This is a genomic window from Devosia lucknowensis (genome assembly GCF_900177655.1).
GTDB lineage: Bacteria > Pseudomonadota > Alphaproteobacteria > Rhizobiales > Devosiaceae > Devosia > Devosia lucknowensis.
In genome coordinates this window covers 2164172-2180353 of sequence record NZ_FXWK01000001.1, presented here as the reverse complement: position 1 = coordinate 2180353, position 16182 = coordinate 2164172, and the positions used below count along the sequence as shown (strand labels likewise).

Here is a 16182-nt window from a genome sequence, read left to right as displayed (position 1 = left end):
GCAAAAATCCAGCGTTAGAGGACAGTATAACGCGTATCGAGCAGCCGCACCTTGCTGACGAAGCCCGTGGGCTCGTCGGTCTTGATACCGGTGTCGAACGTCCCTTCCACCCGGATCAGGTTGGAAAAGCGCGTGAATGCCTGTTCGCCGGCGAAATAAGACAGGACGATATCATTGGGCCAATCCGCAGCGTCGTCGCAGAATGGGCAGGTTGCCATCGGTGTCTTGGTCAGGACGAAGAAGTTGATCTCAGGCTTGAGCGGGGGCGCCATGTAACCCGTCATGGCAATGCGCTGGCCCTGGAGTGACAGCGACAGATCGGAAAGGTCCTTGCCGCGGGCATACATGTCCCGAAAGCGCAACGAGGGGAGGTCGGCGAACGCCGGCCCGGTAAATCCGAGAAGGGTTCCGGCTGCTGCGAGGCTCATGAAATTGCGGCGATGCATCTGGTTTTTCTCCTCTGCTCGTCAAGTCAGGATCTTGAAATGGCATGCAGGAAGCGGAAACGCTCTTGGTCATGGCGTGAGAGGTTGTCGTAGTAGGTTCTTGCAGCTTCGAGCAGGCTGTACGTCCCCATGACGTTGGTGCGCATGAAGTCTTCGGCATCGGATATGGACCGATCGACATGGCTTTCGGCTGCCAGATGCACCACCTTGTCGGGTCGGAAGGACGCGAAAATGTTGTCCATGGCACACCGGTCGCAGATGTCGGCCAGAACGAACGTGTGTTCTGGGCGGCCAGCGATGTCGCGCAGGGATCGCAGTGATCCCGCATAAGTCAGCTTGTCTACCGTGAGGACAGTGTCGCCCTTGTCGCGTATCAGATGGCGCACGAGCGCCGAGCCGATGAACCCTGCTCCGCCGGTAACCAGCACGCGCATTATGCTGCACTCCCTATCGTAAAATAGGGCTGCATTTTCCTGAAGCAGGGAAGGTGTCGGTCCTTGTCGGACAGGAGGGACGGCTCAACGCAATCGGGCCAGGCGATCCCGAGATCGGCATCGTTCCAGCGTACGCCACGATCTGCCGACCGATCGTAATAGGCCGTGACCTTGTAGGCGACGACGGTGTCATCTGTGAGGGTACAGAAGCCATGAAGGAAACCCTCGGGCACCCAGAGCTGGTTACCGCGCTCCGCCGTCAAAATCCGCGTGACACAGTCGCCATAGGTCGCAGAGTTCTCCCGGATATCCACCGCGACATCGAAAATCGCACCACTCAGGCACTGAACCAGCTTTCCCTGGGCGGCAGGTGGCGCCTGAAAGTGCAGGCCCCTTATGGTGCCGCGCCTCAGGGTGTGGGACTGGTTTTCCTGAATGAAACGCCGGTCGCCAATATTGGAGCAGAACCAGTCGTCTCGAAACGTCTCGGCAAAATTGCCGCGCTCGTCCGCGTGCCGTGTCGGCTGAAGCTCGATAACATCTGGAATTGCCAGTTTTTGTGAACGCATTCCGGTACTCGAACTCGATGATCGATTGCTTGCGGATCAGTTTCCAGACGGTCGAAAAAGCTCGCGCCGGACTGTCATCAGGATGATCCTGAGGTCGAGCCACAGCGAGAAATTGCGGATATAGGCGAGGTCGTGGTCGACACGCCGCCTTGCGGCTGCAGCGCTGGCGATTTCACCGCGCAGTCCATTGGCTTGTGCCCAGCCGGTCAGGCCCGGGAGAACACTGAGGCGCAGATGATAGTGGGGTACGAGGGCTCGGTAATCCGCATTGCCGGCGCGCATGCCCGGAACGTGGGGGCGCGGGCCGACGAACGACATTTCGCCCCGCAGGATGTTGATCAGCTGCGGCAGCTCGTCGAGGCTGTAGCGCCGCAGAATGCGGCCAAGCGGGAAAACCCGCGGATCGCCGTCCGTGGTCTGCTGCAGTCCGGTTGGATCCATGTCGCCGGCGTTGAAGGTGCGAAATTTCCAGATCTCAAACGGACGTCCATGAATCCCCTCGCGCTTTTGCCGGAATAATACGTCGCCAGGACCTGACGCCTTGATGGCGAGAGCGAGAAGGGCGAGCACAGGCAGCAATGCAACAAGCGCCAGCGTCGCAAGCACGATATCGAACACGCGCTTGGCATCCCGTTCAGTATCGGTCAGAGGCCTTTCGGGCAGGATGGGTGCGCCGTTGAAATGCGGCAGCGGCAGTCCGCTCTGAGAGACAAAATCGTGGGGCCAGGTACCACAACCCGTGCATGACGTTGACGACCGCAATAACGCATGACTTGGCGCGGTCAGTCTAAACTCATGAAACCTCTGCAGGCCCGCCATGGTTTTACTCGCACAACACGGCAGATCCCCAATGCTGCCGCAGGATTTATATTAACAAAACATTAATACTTGGCAAGATGACGTTTTTGACTTTGTTGACGCGAAGTTTGAGGGGCGGGTGGCACGGTCAAGGGTCTGACGAACAAGCGAAATCGGGTCCATCCAGCGCAATTGGCCAGATGCTGATCTCTCCGCCGTTACGATTTATTGCGCGGCGACTGGCGCCGGCGCCTGCACACCAACGGGGCGGTACGGAAACAGCAGATTGAACTTCGAGCCCTTGCCCTCGACACTGCGGATATCGATGCGGCCACCATGCAGCGTCATGATCTGCGACACGAAATTGAGACCGATACCGGTTCCCGATATGCCTTCTGCTGTCCTTGCCCGGAAGAAGCGCTCGGTGATGAAGCCGATCTCATCGACGGGGATGCCAACGCCGTTGTCTTCCACCGAGATGGAAATGTCGCCGCCGTGACGTTCCCCCCGGACGGTGACGCGCTTATCGGCAGCGGAATATTTGAGGGCGTTGGAGACGAGGTTCTGCACGGCCTGCTCCAGAAGGGTACTATCAGCGATGGTCATGCGCGGCAGTTTTTCGATGTCGAGCACGATACGGCCCTGGTCTTCGTCGGGCTGGTTTTCGCAGACCGAGCGCATCAGTTGATGCAGGTCGCAGTCGCGTGCGTGGAAGCTGATTTCACCCTGTTCGAGGCGCGCGGCGTTGAGCGTGCTCTCCATGAGACGGGTGAGGCGCTGGCAGGCATTGCGGATTTTGGTGACGCGGTTCACCAGTTCGTCCTGCGTCATGGCGGAGCCGCGGCGCAGCATGCGCTGGGCGCTGGCGTCGATGATCGACAAAGGCGTCCGGAACTGGTGCGACACCACCGAGGTAAAGGCGCGATGCAGCCGTGATACTTCGCGCTCGTGCTGCAAGGCCGCCTGTGCCTTGGCGGTATTCTGAAGGCCTCGTACAACGATGAACGCGACGAGGATGCCGGCAGCAAGGGTTGCCAGCAGATAGCCCAAAACTTCAAACAGGATGCGTCGCCTGCCATCTCGGACGGCATCCTGGCGGTTGCGTCCATCCAGCATGCCGGCATTGGCGAAGTCGCGCATGGTCTGGGCCATGGATCGCGCAACGTCATGGAGGGCGACGATCGCCATTACGTCCCGACGCTGAACATTGGGCATCTGCTGGCGCTGCGCGTTCATGGTCGCGCGCAGGGCGGCAATGTCGTCGTCGTAACCCATGTCGGCGACGCGACGCGTCATCTGTCCTTCCTCGAACAGGCGCAGCCGACTGTCGAGCAGGTCGAAGCGAAGCATCAACTCGTCGCGCGAGACGCGGCCGGTTTCGTAGAGCAGGGCCGCATCTGCAAGGCGCATGGCTTCATACTGGCCCTGACTGGCGAACCAGATCACGCCTTCGGCAGGCTCGCCGGCGATGCGGCTTTCGTTGAGAGCGAGGCGCGTCACGGCTGCAATCAAAAGCGCGAACAGCACGGTCAGCGCAAGGGCAGCCGCCAGGAATGGCCGCGATCGCCACGGCCGGGACATCATTGGATCTTCAGCGCCTTCAACTGCCAGACCCAGCGTTCGTGCAGTTTGCGGTCTTGCAGCGCAGGAACGTCGTCGCGCGGATAGACGATCCAGAGCGGGCCCTTGTCGCTGACCTGCATCTCTTCGCCATTGAGCTCCATGGCCAGCATCACGTCATAGTCCATGAAGTCCGACATCGGCACCTCGACCGTGTAGTCGTTGAGCGCCGAAGCCAGGATGAGCGTGCCGTCGGCGCCCACGCGCTCGAGCACCGTGCGCCCCAGGACCCCGCCGAAGGTAACGACGCCATCGGTCCAGGGGGTGGATGTCCGGATTTCGGCTATGCCGAGGTCGGTCAGCATCTGACGATCGAAGGCTGCGCCTTCGGGCGTGTTGGTCACCTCCACATTGCCGCTGACGGTGAGGATCACCGGGCCGGTGGGCGCTGGCAGGGGGTCTGCAGCCTGCGTGGCGGGCAGAACCGTGAGCATCAGCGCAGCGACGGTTGCGCAGCGGGTCATCGGCCTCGCCAGCGCGTGCAGACGGGTGGTCCACTTCGAGTAAGACACGGCAATCGCCTCAACAAGGATCGGAAAAAACTGGGAACAATATGTACGCGGTGGCGAGGTGTTCTGCATCAAGATTCTTACGGCCGGATGTCGCTTTGCATCGCGGGGTAAGTCTTCGGTCGCTAGCGGAGCCATTTCAACTTTCCCGCACAAACAGGTGGGGAACAGTCGTCGGCGTTTCATTATCACGCCCCGCCATGCGGCGCCTCTGCGCGCCATTGTTTGGAGCGAAAGAAATGAACGTCCACATGCGCAAGGCGCAGGGCATGATCAGTCCGCCGCTGGCGCTTGAAATCGAAGCGTTGCGGATCCGGTTCCTGGGTCTGATTGCCCTTGGCGATGACCCGGACTACGAAACCCTGCGCGCAGTTGCCAGCAGCAACTGGGATCATCGGCCCATGCTGATCGCACGCGTCGCCAACGCAGCCGATGTCGCAGATGTCGTCGATTTTGCGCGGCGCAATATGCTGGAAATCGCCGTGCGGAGTGGCGGTCACTCCGTGTGCGGTCACAGCACCAGCGAAGGTGGCGTCGTCATCGATCTGCGCGACCTCAAGGCCATCGACATCGATCTTGACGAGATGACGGTCTGGGCGGGAAGCGGACTGACGGCGGGTGAGGTCACGCGGGCGCTCGACGGCCATGGTGTCGCGGTCGGCTTCGGAGACTCCGCATCGGTCGGTATCGGCGGACTGACCCTGGGTGGCGGCGTTGGCTATCTCACGCGCAAGCTAGGTTTGACCATCGATGCTCTGATCGCGGCGGAAATCGTCACCGCTTCGGGCAGCATCCTCACAGTCAGCGAGAGCAGCTATCCCGATCTGTTCTGGGCCATTCGGGGCGGTGGCGGCAATTTCGGCATCGTCACGCGGTTCTGCTATCGGCTGAGCCCGTTGCCCGAGTTTGTCGGCGGACCGTTGATTTTGCCGGCGACGCCGGAAAACATCGTGGGGTTTGTCGCCGCTGCGAAGGTCGCTCCGGACGACCTGACCACGATCCTCATGGTCATGCCGGCGCCCCCGATGCCGTTCATTCCACCGGGCCTCGTGGGCAAAACCGTCCTTCTGTGCATGATGGCCTACGCCGGACCGGCAGCGGAAGCAGACCACGCGTTAGCGCCTTTCCGTGCTCTCGATAACGCCATCGCCGACCTGGTTCGTCCCGGTCCCTATGGAATGATGTACCTGCCGGAGGCCCCTGGGCCCGTGCCGACGGTTTCCATCCGCAGTCTATTCCGCGACGATATCGATCTGGCTGACGCCTCCGAAATCATCAAGCGGCTGGATCTGTGCGAGGCGCCCATGCGCGTTGCGCAGATCCGCATCCTCGGTGGAGCAGCCTCCCGCATTCCTGCAGAAGCTACAGCCTATGCCCATCGCGATGCCGAAATCCTCGTCGCCTTCATGGCCATGGATAACAGCGTCGAAGCGGCGGTCGCGCATGAGCGGTGGACCGGGGTCTGCACGCTGTCCCTTGGCGGCGCGCAGGATCGCGGGACCTATGTGAACTTCCTTGCCGAACAGGGCGAGGACATGGTGCGTGCCTCATACGGAGACCAAAACTGGCAAAGGCTGCGGCAGGTCAAACACCAATATGATCCCACTAATCTCTTCCGTCGAAACCATAATATCCCGCCCGCGTGAGCCGAGGCCGGCCTCGCAGCACGACGGCGCCGGACCACATCGTCCGGCGCCGTTTTGTTTCTTCCAAGTTTCGTATTTTTTCTTTTTACTTTCGCATCCCACCCGTTTGAGGGGCGTTCGGGCGCTTCGAATGTCGTTAATGGCGCTTGTCGGAACGGGAACGCTCCCGTTCAATCTCTGAGGAAAACCACCATGCGCCGCACGCTCATGCTCTCCAGCCTCTACATGTTTGCCCTAACGGTCCTCGCGCTTCCCTACGCGCTGGCCATGTGAACCATCAGGAAAAACGAAACATGCCTCGTCTTCCCCATACCATCGACTTCGATGATCGGGCATTCCCCGAACTGGCCGAAATTTTCCGCGGCATCGATCTGGGTATCGCCGCCATCGTGGCCAGCGATCCCACAATGCGGCCCAAGCCGGCGCAAAAGCGCAGGCAGGGTCAGGGGCATGTCAGTGCACCGGGTCGTCCCCGCCGACAGGCCAGCCGTCGTGCCGCAGCCTGAACTCAGTCCTCGCCGATGGCGAGGGGGTTCGACATGAACAGGCTGATCAGGTCAGCCTGCCGATCGGTCTCGGTCTTTCGGAAAAGGTTCTTGAGCGTGTAGCTCACCGTATTGCGCGACAGCCCGAATTCCTCTGCAATCTCGTCCAACCGCAGGCCGCGAACCAGGGCAAGCGCCAATCGCGTCTCGGCCGGCGACAATCCGTAAAGCTGGGCCACGGTTTCAGCCGCATCGCTCGATCGCCATTCGGGGTCTGTCACGAACAGTCCCACGGCCGGTTCACCCGCTTTGGCTGGACCGCGGCCGAGCGGGCAGGCCACCGCGATCAACGAACGCCGACCACTTTCACGGGACAGGGCGACCGCTTCGCTGCCCTGTCGGCTGCTGCTCCCGACGCGGGCGATCGCGGTATCGACGATATCGCGCAGGGCCTGCGTCTGGGCGGGCTTTTCGCCGCGCAGCAACCCTTCGCGCGAGAGGCTCAGGCCGTCGGCTTCGTCCAGCAACTCGTCGGCGCGCCGGTTGCGGAACAGCACCTTGCGCTCGATATCGATCAAAAAGACACCCACGGCAATGCGATTGAGCGCTTCGTCAGCACCAAGCAGCGCCGCGCGCAGGGTGTTGCTGGCGTCCTCATCACGGCTCGCCGTGCCCTTGATCCGCGCGACCTGATCGAGCCGGGCGGCGATGGTGATCAGCATGAGATCGAAGTCGATCGGCTTGGTCAGGTAGTCGTCGACGCCAGCCTGCTTGCCCGCAATGATGTCCTGCCGTCCCGCCAGCGCCGTCAGGAAAATGAAGGGCAGGTCACCCTGGCCTGGTTCCTCGCGCACGGCGCGCAGCAGATCGAGGCCAGACATGCGCGGCATGGTGATGTCACAAAGCACGAGATCGTAGCTGCCCGCCCGCAGGCGCTCGAGCGCTTCCTGGCCGTTGCCGGCCTCATCCACGTCATAGCCGGCAGCCACCAGCTCCTCGCAGATGTCCGAGCGCAGATCCGCCTCGTCCTCTACGCATAAGATCCTAGTGATCATGAGCTGGATGCACCCGTCTGTCCCCGTGCCGTCCCTTGCACGGCAGGTATATTGAATTGACGTCTTGCGCAGGTCTAGCGGGTGTCGTGATCAAATCAGACAAAATTTCTGCCCAACACTCATTTGGGTGGGGACACTTTGTTCTGCATCGCCATGCACAGAAACGGTGCAAGTAATGGACCACTCGTTTGGGTGGCGACGCCGTGACTTGTTCCGTGGTCATAGGCTGCATTGCATCGCCGGAGCCGCCCATGCCAAGAACATTGAACGATTTGTCCATCATCTCCTATGCGGGGCTGGCTGCCTTTGTCGTCGGCCACGAAGTACTGGGGCTACCCATTGCGCTTGTTGCGACTGCTGTGCTTGCAGCCGTTTGGCTCGTCATCTCGCTGATCGCAGGACTGGTTGAACGCATTCGGGCGCACAGGGAGGACGACGGCGCCCCCCATATTTGGGTGGGGCGCGATTCAGGGGGGCAACGCTAGGGTGAAATCTAACCAGACCTCCTGACTGACACTGCCGCCCCATCGGGGCGGCATTTTTATTTTGGCTCAGCCTTTTAAGGCAGTCATTATGTGTCGAGTGCCCGCTCAAACAGGTGGGGCGATGTTGCGGCGAGGGCACTAGAAGCGCGCCATCACAAACGGACGCAACACAATGATCGACATTCTCGACACCTGGCGCAAACAGCGCCGCATCAACAAGACCCGCCGACAGCTCAATGGCCTCAGCGATCACATGCTCTCCGATATAGGCATCAGCCGGTCGGATATCGCCTCATATGGCCGTGTGGGCATGTCCGGTCGCCAGACCGAAATCTGAGCCGCGATTACCCATGTTTATGCGAAAGACAACCCGCCGGCGCCTGGTTCGCGCCGGCTTCATCATCCTGGCGCTGGTCGTGCTGATGCCCAAGATGGACCTTTCCGCCTTGCCGCAGTTGACCGCCATGTTCGGTGTCGCCGGGCTTGAACTCCCCACCATTGGCTAAAGCCACTCCTGCATCGTCGGCGCCTGTTCGCGGGTGTCGTCGCTGCAGACAAGCAGGCGCGTCTGTCGTTCGTTCAGAGACGGTAGATGCGCCGCGCATTGCCGTTGAGAAGACGTTGCTGCTCACTGGTACTGGCTTTCGCGATGATCTCGCGCGTGGCATTCACCCAGTCGGTCAATGTGCCGCCCAGCGTCACGACGGGATGATCCGACCCCCACACCACTCTGTCCCAACCGAAACAATCGATGATGTGCTCGACATAGGGACGTAGTCCGTCGACCGTCCAGCCTCTCCCGGCATAGGCCATGATCCCGGACACCTTGGCGTTGAGGTTCGGCAGGCGCGCGATGGAGCGGATGTTTTCGCGCCACGGGCCGGGCTGGGTGAGATCGATATCCTGTGCGCCGCAGTGGTCGAGCACAAAGGCGACGTCGGGGCAGCGGCGGACCAGCGCTTCACCGATCGGCAACTGGTCATGGCGCACGCAGAGGTCGAAAGTCAGGCCGTAGTGCGGCAGCCGCCTCAAATGCTCGGCAAACTGCGCCGTCTGGCTCAGCTCGTCTGGCGCCTCATGCAGGATACGCCTCAATCCGCGGACGCCGGGCATTGCCGCCAGACGCTCGAGCTGGGCCGGAAAGTCCGGGTGCTCGGGGCGGCAGGCCGCGATGGCGCCAACCACGCCATCCAGATGCAGGACATAGCGCGTTTCGGCCTCGATATCGGCTTCGGCAACGTCGACTTCCATGTGCACCGACGCTTCGATGCCGAGGGGGCGCGCTTCCTTGAGGTATGCTTCGATACTCCAATGACCGCTCAGCGGATGAGCCGGCGTAATCCAGGGATAGGCAAAGCGGTCAGGGTAGATCAGGTGCAGGTGCGTATCGATGATCGGGATCATTTGGTTGCCTTTGAAGTCGCTCAGCGTCTGACGCCGAGGCGGGACATTTTTTCGCTCAGCGTCCGGCGCGGCACCTGAAGCGCTTCGGCCGCCGCGGCGATGGAATTGTCATTGCGATCGAGTTCCGCTTCGATCAGGTGGCGCTCATACGACGCGAGCCGGTCCGCAAGCGATTCCCCTGTCGGCTGCGAGAGCCTTTGCCCAAGGATATCCCCGATCGAGCGGCCGGTGGCGCCGAGACCAAGGGCGAACCGGTCGGCAGCGGCCTTGAGCTCGCGGACATTGCCGGGCCAGCCATGGGAAAGCAGCGCGCTGATATCGGCGGGATGAAGCGTCGGCGCCGGGCGACCGAAACGCCGGGCCGCCTCGGACAGGAAATGATGCAACAGGATGACGCAATCATCGCCGCGATCGCGCAGGGGCGGCAGGGCAAGCGTTGCCATGTTGAGACGATAGTAAAGGTCGGCGCGGAAGCGTCCGGCCTGGCTTTCGGCCGCGAGGTCGACCTTTGAGGCGGCGATGATCCGCAGGTCAAGCGCGACCTGCTTGTTCGAGCCGAGCCGTTCCACCACGCGCTCCTGGATCACCCGCAGCACCTTGGCCTGGGCCAGCAGGGGCATGGACTCGATCTCGTCCAGCAGAAGCGTGCCGCCATTGGCATATTCGAACTTGCCGATCCGCTGGCCCGCAGCGCCCGTGAACGAGCCGGCCTCGTGTCCGAACAGTTCGCTCTCGATCAGTTCGGCCGGAATGGCTGCACAGTTGACGGCCACGAACGGACCACCAGCGCGCGGTGAAAAGTCGTGTAGGCAGCGGGCCACCACTTCCTTGCCGGTTCCGGTTTCTCCGAACAGGATGATGTCTGCGGGGATAGGCGCCAGCTCCAGCACCGAGCGACGCAGTTCCCCCATGACCCGCGATGCACCGACAAGCCGGGTGGACAGTTCGCTTTCTCCGCCGTCGAGCTTGCGTCGCAGGTCTGCCAGCTCGCGCTTGAGGCGTGCCTGCTCGGCGGCACGCGAAATGGAATGCACCAGCTGGTCGGGCACGTAAGGCTTTTGCAGGAAGTCGAAAGCGCCAGCGCGCATGGCTTCCACTGCCATGGGCACATCGCCGTGGCCGGTAATCAGGATGACCTCGGTGGGCAGGCCGCGCTCGGCGATCGAGCGCAGCAGATCCATGCCCGAAAGACCCGGCATGCGGACGTCGGTGAGGACGATGTGCGGATGCCGGTCGTCGATGGCGGCCAGTGCTTCCTGAGCATTGGCGGCCGTTGCCGTCTCGAAGCCGGATAGCCGGAGCCATTGCTCGAGTGCGGTGCGCACCATGTCTTCGTCGTCGACGATGAGCACTGTGGGGATCATGGGGTCAGGTCTTCCTGTGCACTGCTGTTCCAACCACGGCTCCGCCCTCGGGCCCGACCCGCGGGCCTTCAGGGGAGCCGCGATGGTCGGGACTATGCGCGTTGAGGGTGACCCTGGGGTCGAGCCCGATGCTGGGGTGCGGATTGAGGCTTATCATTACGCCGAAACCTCGAATGGAACGGCCGTCCCGGCCTTGGCTCCGGCAAGCGGCAGCGTCACCGTGAAAGTGCTGCCCTTGTCGGTCGTGGAGCGGACCGTGATCGTGCCGCCGGCATCGCGGATGAGGCCGGAGGAGATGGCCAGACCCAGGCCGAGCCCTTTGCCGGCCGGTTTGGTTGTGAAAAAGGGATCGAACAGGTTGGACATGTCGGCCGCTTCGATGCCCGAGCCCGTGTCGGTCACGGCGATCGAAGCGGTGTCGTGCCCCGGCGAAACGCCGATCGACAGCACGCGCATCGGCTGATCCTGCATGGCATCGGCGGCGTTGGCGATGAGATTGATCAAAACCTGTTCGAGGTGGATCGGGTTTGCCACGACGCTAACGGAAGGGTTGGGCCTTCTGTATTCGACATCGACGCCGACCTCTCGGAGGCGGTGATCCGTGAGATCAAGGGCATTGGCGATGACCGCCCCTATATCGGCCTGCATGGCGACGCGCGTTTCCTTGCGCGAAAACGTCTTGAGGTGACCCGTCAGGTTGGCCAGGCGCTCGACCACCTTGTCCATGGCGCCCAGGATCGGGCCAAGTTCGCTGCCGCCGCGGCGCTGCTCGATGAGCCGGGCGCTGGCCATGTGCGTCGCGAGGGCGGCCACCGGCTGGCTGACCTCGTGGGCGACGCCCGCCAATGTCTGGCCCAATGTGGCCAGCTTGGCGGCCTGTACCAGCCCTTGCTGGGCATCCTCTTCGGCCTTTTCGGCGCGAATGCGCTCGGCGATCTCGGCGCGCAGCTGTTCGTTCATGGCGTGCAGGTCTTCGGTTCGCTCCGCAACCCTCAGCTCGAGCTGGTTGTGGTCGGCCAACCGCTGCGCCACGAGCCGACGGCGCTGCTCGAGCAGCACGAGGATGAGCAATAGCGCGGCACAGGCGAGGGCAGCAGCCGTCGCCATCGTCAGTGCGCTGCCATAAAGCGGAGCCAGCGGCGTGAAGGACAGGAGCCGCCAGCCATGCTTGGGCAGGCGGAGTTCCTTCAGCACGAAGTATCCCGAGGTTTCCGGATCGGAGCCGGTGAGCAGGGTGAATTCCCCGCCGCGCGAGAACCAGCGGTCGGTGATGATGCCGTCATTGTCGACGCCTCGCTCGCCGTAGCGCTGTTGGTCGGCGATGGCGGCAAATTGGGTGCGCGGAATGGTCTGGAGCGGACGGTATCGCCAGTCCGGCCGTGTGGAGAGGATGATAACGTTGTTGAGGTCGACAATGCCGATCAGTTCTCCCGATCGCCACCAGGCCGCCTCGATCTCCCCCAGGTTGATCTTGGTCACGGCGACGCCCAGCGGGCCGTCCGGCCCGTCAACGCGCTGCGACAGAAACAGCCCCGGCACGCTCGTCGACATGCCAAAGGCGTAGAATTCGGCTCTGCCACGCGCCATGGCGTCGGCGAAGTATGGACGGAACGAATAATTCGTCCCGACCAGACTGGTAAGGGTCCACCAGTTGCTGGCCGCCACGACGCTTCCTGTGTCCTCCATCAGGAAAATTTCGCTCGCGCCCGCAGTCTCGTTGAGCTTGCTCAGGAAACCGTTGGCGGCCTCCACCGCCTGGGCATTGTCAGGGTTTTCCAGCGCGGCACGGGTTTCCGGTGCCTGCGAAATCGCGACGGGCAGATAATGGAAGCGCTCGATGATGGCTTCTAGCGTGCGATCGAACAATGCCAGCCGGCGTTGGGATTGCACATTGGCGTCGCGCACTGCGCCAGCCAGCGTGACCTCGAAAGCGATCCAGAACACCACGGCGATAAGACCGGCCGCCGCTCCGGCCAGGATCAGGCGCCGCCGGCGTCTCAGTCGCGCCGGTGATGTAGTCCCCTTCGTCATGGCCTTCCTTGGCAAGATATTGCCAGCACTCTGCCCGATGCACGGCAAGTTCTTGCCAGATCGATTAACACGATCCGTGCCGATTGCATATCTGCCTTGCATTTTTGCCTTGGCACGCGGTTTGCAAGAGGGATGGCAGCTCCGGGCAAGCCGGGGTGCCCCACATCATCTGGGGACATGCAATTCGGGAGGATACAATCACCATGAAGACCGTTTTCAAGGCGCTGGCACTCAGCCTCTTCGCCGCTTCTGCCCTCGGGTCCGTCGCCGTCATGGCGCAGGACTATCCCACGCAGCCTGTCACGATCGTCGTGCCGTTTGCGGCCGGTGGTCCAACCGATACGGTCACGCGTCTCGTGGCTGCGGCGATGAGCGAGGATCTCGGGCAGCAGGTGGTGGTGCAGAACGTAGGCGGCGCCGGTGGTACGCTGGGTGCCGGTCAGGTGGCAGCGGCGACCAACGATGGCTACACGCTGCTCCTGCACCACATCGGCATGTCCACGGCGCCGGCGCTCTATGCCAGCCTGCCCTATGATCCGATGACCGACTTCGCCACGATCGGCCTCGTCACCGAAGTGCCGATGACCGTCGTCGCCCGCAGGGACTTCGAGCCCGCGTCGCTGGAAGACCTGATCGCCTATATCAAGGAAAATGGCGAAAACATCACTTACGCCAATGCCGGCATCGGGGCGGCGAGCCAGCTCTGCGGCCTGCTCATCATGGATGCGCTTGGGACCAAGATGACAGAAGTTCCCTATCAGGGCACCGGTCCGGCCATGACCGATCTGCTCGGTGGCCAGATCGACATGATGTGCGACCAGACCACCAACACCACCAGCCAGATCCAGGCAGGCGAGATCAAGGCCTACGCTGTTACCACGCCCGAGCGCGTCGCCGTGTTGCCTGACCTGCCGACGCTGGCCGAAGGCGGTCTCGATAATTTCAATCTCTCGATCTGGCATGGCCTCTACGCGCCTGCCGGCACTGATCAGGCCATCATCGATCGGCTGAGCCAGTCGCTCCAGAAGGCCCTGGCCGATCAGAACCTGGGCAACAGCTTTGCCGAGCTGGGCACCTATCCGGTGCCCGCCGACCAGGCCACTCCGGCTGCGTTGTCGGAAAAGCTCGAAGGTCAGATCGGTCTCTGGGCCGAGGTTATCGCTGCTGCCGGTGTTTCCGCGCAGTAACATCAGCACTGGCGCCGGACGTGTCCGGCGCCAGTCACTCATCTGACACTGCGAAAAGCCGGACACCACGAACCGGCGCGGCAGGACCTGGGGGAGACAATGGCGCTCAACGCTTCGCGAAATGATCTGGCTGCCGGAGGCATGTTCGTTGCCTTTGGCGGCTTCTTTGCCCTGCAGGCGCTGGGCTACGAATTCGGAACGCCGTTCCGCATGGGCCCCGGCTTCATGCCGGTCGTGCTCGGCGGCATCCTTGTCGCCCTCGGCATTGCCGTCGCGGCGAAGGGCTTTGGCAAGCCCGATGACGGCGAGGCTGCGCCCTGGCCCTGGCGCGGAATAGCGCTGGTTCTGGGCACCATCATCTTCTTTGGCGCGACCATCCGGGGACTTGGCTTTGTCCCTGTCGTCCTTCTGGCCGCTTTTGCAACGGCACTGTCGTCGCGCAAGAACAACGTCGTGCAGGCCCTGATCATTTCAGTCGGCCTCACCTTCCTTTGCTACCTCATCTTCGTGGTTGGCCTGGGCATGCTGGTGCCGCTGGTCGGCCCCTGGCTGCAGTTCTAGGAGCGCGCGATGGATCTCTTCTCTTCACTGTCGCTGGGTTTTTCGGTCGCGCTTGACCCCTACAATGTCCTCTACTGCTTCGTCGGCGTGCTGCTCGGCACGCTGGTGGGCGTTCTGCCGGGCATCGGGCCTACGGCCACGATCGCCATGCTGCTGCCGATCACTTTCTCGCTCAATGCCGAGACGGCCCTGATCATGCTCGCCGGCATCTACTACGGTGCCCAGTATGGCGGCTCCACCACTGCCATTCTCATCAACCTGCCGGGCGAAAGCTCGTCCGCCGTCACCGCCATCGACGGCTACCAGATGGCCCGAAAGGGTAGGGCGGGTGCGGCCCTGGCCACCGCGGCGCTGGGTTCGTTCTTCGCCGGTTCGGTGGCGACCTTCCTACTGGCGGCTTTCGCGCCACCACTGGCCCGGGCGGCCCTGAATTTCGGCGCACCTGAATACTTTTCGCTCATTGTGCTGGGGCTACTCGTATCGATCGCCCTCGCGCACGGGTCGATCCTCAAGGCTTTAGCCATGATCGTGCTCGGATTGCTGTTGGGCATGGTCGGTCAGGACATCTACACCGGAACGCCGCGCTTCACTTTCGGGCTGCGCGAACTTTTCGGCGGTCTCAACTTCGTGGCGGTGGCCGTCGGCGTGTTCGGTATCGCCGAAATCCTGCGCAACCTCGAAAACGAACACGAGCGTGAAGTCGGGGTGAAAAAGGTCACCAACCTTTTCCTGACCCGCGAGGATATCAGGCGCATCATCTGGCCGATCCTGCGCGGCACCGGTCTCGGTTCGCTGCTCGGCATCCTGCCTGGAGGAGGGCATATCCTATCGTCCTTCGCCTCGTATTCGGCCGAGAAGCGTCTTTCCAAGCATCCGGAAGAATTCGGCAAGGGCGCTATCGAAGGCGTGGCCGGCCCGGAATCGGCGAACAACGCGGCGGCACAGACCTCGTTCATTCCGCTCATGACCCTTGGCATTCCTGCCCATCCCGTCATGGCGCTGATGATCGGTGCGTTCATTCTTCAGGGCATCACCCCGGGTCCGAACGTCATCAACGAACAGCCCGCGCTGTTCTGGGGCATCATCGCCTCCATGTGGATCGGCAACCTGCTGCTGGTCATCCTCAACCTGCCGCTAGTTGGGCTGTGGGTGAAGATGCTCTCGATCCCCTATCGCGTGCTGTTTCCGGCCATCGTGCTATTCGCCTGTATCGGCACATTCTCGATCAACCAGAATATCTATGATATCTACGCGATCGCCTTTTTCGGCATCGTCGGCTACCTGCTGATCCGCTTCGGCTGCGAGCCGGCGCCACTGCTGCTCGGTTTCGTGCTCGGGCCATTGCTGGAAGAGCACCTGCGGCGGGCCATGATCATCTCGCGCGGCGATCCGACGATTTTCGTCACCCGTCCGATCTCGGCGACGCTCCTGGCCCTGGCCCTGCTCGCCGTCCTCATCGCGGTGCTCCCGGCCATCCGCAAGAAACGCGCCGAAGTGTTCGTCGAAGACGATTGATCGGCCCCGCTGGCCTCACCGGACAGGGGAACGGACCTGTCTGGTGGGGCAATCACCTGCAGCAAACGCTATT

17 protein-coding genes and 1 pseudogene are annotated in these 16182 nt (G+C 62.3%); 8 read left to right on the top strand and 10 right to left on the bottom strand.

Annotated elements, in window-relative coordinates; genetic code table 11:
- Nucleotides 1-14: 14 nt before the first annotated feature.
- From CCK88_RS10730 to CCK88_RS10705, 6 genes and pseudogenes are all read right to left on the bottom strand, one after another.
- Nucleotides 15-446: a hypothetical protein gene (locus CCK88_RS10730; RefSeq protein WP_210189919.1), complete on the bottom strand. Its 432-nt coding sequence runs from the start codon at nt 444-446 to the stop codon at nt 15-17.
- A gap of 44 nt (nt 447-490) precedes the next feature.
- Nucleotides 491-880, bottom strand: a pseudogene (locus CCK88_RS10725) (GDP-mannose 4,6-dehydratase); the annotation flags it as partial.
- Nucleotides 880-1449, bottom strand: coding sequence for a dTDP-4-dehydrorhamnose 3,5-epimerase (gene rfbC, locus CCK88_RS10720; protein ID WP_086470417.1), 570 nt, complete (start codon nt 1447-1449; stop codon nt 880-882). The gene rfbC and the pseudogene CCK88_RS10725, both read right to left, overlap by 1 nt.
- Nucleotides 1450-1485: 36 nt before the next feature.
- Entirely contained in the window at nt 1486-2268 is a 783-nt protein-coding gene (locus CCK88_RS10715) for a sugar transferase (RefSeq protein ID WP_086470416.1), read from the bottom strand.
- Nucleotides 2269-2472: 204 nt separating this feature from the next.
- Nucleotides 2473-3828 carry a sensor histidine kinase gene (locus tag CCK88_RS10710; RefSeq protein ID WP_170926433.1) on the bottom strand — a complete coding sequence of 452 codons (1356 nt, stop codon included), beginning with the start codon at nt 3826-3828 and terminating at the stop codon, nt 2473-2475.
- On the bottom strand, nt 3828-4331 hold the full coding sequence (locus CCK88_RS10705) for a putative pterin-binding protein (protein WP_170926432.1): 504 nt from the start codon (nt 4329-4331) through the stop codon (nt 3828-3830). The genes CCK88_RS10710 and CCK88_RS10705 overlap by 1 nt, the downstream gene beginning before the upstream one ends.
- Nucleotides 4332-4615: 284 nt before the next feature.
- Here CCK88_RS10705 and CCK88_RS10700 point away from each other — a divergent pair, with 284 nt between their 5' ends.
- Nucleotides 4616-6022, top strand: a complete 1407-nt coding sequence (locus CCK88_RS10700; protein ID WP_210189918.1) for an FAD-binding oxidoreductase — start codon at nt 4616-4618, stop codon at nt 6020-6022.
- 293 nt (nt 6023-6315) lie between these two features.
- A complete protein-coding gene (locus tag CCK88_RS10695) occupies nt 6316-6528 on the top strand; it encodes a hypothetical protein (protein ID WP_086470413.1) in 213 nt (70 codons plus the stop codon).
- Between the two features lie 2 nt (nt 6529-6530).
- On the opposite strand, the gene CCK88_RS10690 is transcribed toward CCK88_RS10695, so the two are convergent.
- Nucleotides 6531-7562, bottom strand: coding sequence for a response regulator (locus CCK88_RS10690; RefSeq protein WP_086470412.1), 1032 nt, complete (start codon nt 7560-7562; stop codon nt 6531-6533).
- 251 nt (nt 7563-7813) lie between these two features.
- Between CCK88_RS10690 and CCK88_RS10685 the strand changes: the two genes are divergently transcribed.
- The 3 genes from CCK88_RS10685 to CCK88_RS18450 all read left to right on the top strand — a co-directional run bounded on the left by CCK88_RS10685 (nt 7814) and on the right by CCK88_RS18450 (nt 8553).
- A complete protein-coding gene (locus CCK88_RS10685; protein ID WP_086470411.1) occupies nt 7814-8047 on the top strand; it encodes a hypothetical protein in 234 nt (77 codons plus the stop codon).
- 172 nt (nt 8048-8219) lie between these two features.
- Nucleotides 8220-8384, top strand: coding sequence for a DUF1127 domain-containing protein (locus tag CCK88_RS10680; protein ID WP_086470410.1), 165 nt, complete (start codon nt 8220-8222; stop codon nt 8382-8384).
- Between the two features lie 19 nt (nt 8385-8403).
- Nucleotides 8404-8553 carry a hypothetical protein gene (locus CCK88_RS18450; RefSeq protein WP_170926431.1) on the top strand — a complete coding sequence of 50 codons (150 nt, stop codon included), beginning with the start codon at nt 8404-8406 and terminating at the stop codon, nt 8551-8553.
- A gap of 73 nt (nt 8554-8626) precedes the next feature.
- Here the strand turns inward: CCK88_RS18450 and CCK88_RS10675 are convergent, their stop codons facing one another.
- The 3 genes from CCK88_RS10675 to CCK88_RS10665 form a co-directional block, all read right to left on the bottom strand.
- Nucleotides 8627-9451, bottom strand: a complete 825-nt coding sequence (locus CCK88_RS10675; RefSeq protein WP_086470409.1) for an amidohydrolase family protein — start codon at nt 9449-9451, stop codon at nt 8627-8629.
- Between the two features lie 20 nt (nt 9452-9471).
- Nucleotides 9472-10815, bottom strand: a complete 1344-nt coding sequence (locus CCK88_RS10670; protein WP_086470408.1) for a sigma-54-dependent transcriptional regulator — start codon at nt 10813-10815, stop codon at nt 9472-9474.
- A gap of 156 nt (nt 10816-10971) precedes the next feature.
- On the bottom strand, nt 10972-12846 hold the full coding sequence (locus CCK88_RS10665; RefSeq protein ID WP_170926430.1) for a sensor histidine kinase: 1875 nt from the start codon (nt 12844-12846) through the stop codon (nt 10972-10974).
- 203 nt (nt 12847-13049) lie between these two features.
- Between CCK88_RS10665 and CCK88_RS10660 the strand changes: the two genes are divergently transcribed.
- From CCK88_RS10660 to CCK88_RS10650, 3 genes are all read left to right on the top strand, one after another.
- Complete coding sequence (locus tag CCK88_RS10660; RefSeq protein ID WP_086470406.1) at nt 13050-14033, top strand: tripartite tricarboxylate transporter substrate-binding protein; 984 nt, start codon at nt 13050-13052, stop codon at nt 14031-14033.
- A 99-nt stretch (nt 14034-14132) separates the two neighbouring features.
- The gene (locus CCK88_RS10655) at nt 14133-14594 is read left to right on the top strand and encodes a tripartite tricarboxylate transporter TctB family protein (protein ID WP_086470405.1); all 462 of its coding nucleotides are present in this window, start codon (nt 14133-14135) and stop codon (nt 14592-14594) included.
- Nucleotides 14595-14603: 9 nt separating this feature from the next.
- On the top strand, nt 14604-16109 hold the full coding sequence (locus CCK88_RS10650; protein ID WP_086470404.1) for a tripartite tricarboxylate transporter permease: 1506 nt from the start codon (nt 14604-14606) through the stop codon (nt 16107-16109).
- Nucleotides 16110-16182: the final 73 nt, after the last annotated feature.

Excerpts from the sequence above, each read along its gene's own strand:
- CCK88_RS10730 (WP_210189919.1), bottom strand. The coding sequence starts at position 446 with ATGCATCGCCGCAATTTCATGAGCCTCGCAGCAGCCGGAACCCTTCTC.
- rfbC (WP_086470417.1), bottom strand. The coding sequence starts at position 1,449 with ATGCGTTCACAAAAACTGGCAATTCCAGATGTTATCGAGCTTCAGCCG.
- CCK88_RS10715 (WP_086470416.1), bottom strand. The coding sequence starts at position 2,268 with ATGGCGGGCCTGCAGAGGTTTCATGAGTTTAGACTGACCGCGCCAAGT.
- CCK88_RS10710 (WP_170926433.1), bottom strand. The coding sequence starts at position 3,828 with ATGTCCCGGCCGTGGCGATCGCGGCCATTCCTGGCGGCTGCCCTTGCG.
- CCK88_RS10705 (WP_170926432.1), bottom strand. The coding sequence starts at position 4,331 with ATGACCCGCTGCGCAACCGTCGCTGCGCTGATGCTCACGGTTCTGCCC.
- CCK88_RS10700 (WP_210189918.1), top strand. The coding sequence starts at position 4,616 with ATGAACGTCCACATGCGCAAGGCGCAGGGCATGATCAGTCCGCCGCTG.
- CCK88_RS10695 (WP_086470413.1), top strand. The coding sequence starts at position 6,316 with ATGCCTCGTCTTCCCCATACCATCGACTTCGATGATCGGGCATTCCCC.
- CCK88_RS10690 (WP_086470412.1), bottom strand. The coding sequence starts at position 7,562 with ATGATCACTAGGATCTTATGCGTAGAGGACGAGGCGGATCTGCGCTCG.
- CCK88_RS10685 (WP_086470411.1), top strand. The coding sequence starts at position 7,814 with ATGCCAAGAACATTGAACGATTTGTCCATCATCTCCTATGCGGGGCTG.
- CCK88_RS10680 (WP_086470410.1), top strand. The coding sequence starts at position 8,220 with ATGATCGACATTCTCGACACCTGGCGCAAACAGCGCCGCATCAACAAG.
- CCK88_RS18450 (WP_170926431.1), top strand. The coding sequence starts at position 8,404 with ATGCGAAAGACAACCCGCCGGCGCCTGGTTCGCGCCGGCTTCATCATC.
- CCK88_RS10675 (WP_086470409.1), bottom strand. The coding sequence starts at position 9,451 with ATGATCCCGATCATCGATACGCACCTGCACCTGATCTACCCTGACCGC.
- CCK88_RS10670 (WP_086470408.1), bottom strand. The coding sequence starts at position 10,815 with ATGATCCCCACAGTGCTCATCGTCGACGACGAAGACATGGTGCGCACC.
- CCK88_RS10665 (WP_170926430.1), bottom strand. The coding sequence starts at position 12,846 with ATGACGAAGGGGACTACATCACCGGCGCGACTGAGACGCCGGCGGCGC.
- CCK88_RS10660 (WP_086470406.1), top strand. The coding sequence starts at position 13,050 with ATGAAGACCGTTTTCAAGGCGCTGGCACTCAGCCTCTTCGCCGCTTCT.
- CCK88_RS10655 (WP_086470405.1), top strand. The coding sequence starts at position 14,133 with ATGGCGCTCAACGCTTCGCGAAATGATCTGGCTGCCGGAGGCATGTTC.
- CCK88_RS10650 (WP_086470404.1), top strand. The coding sequence starts at position 14,604 with ATGGATCTCTTCTCTTCACTGTCGCTGGGTTTTTCGGTCGCGCTTGAC.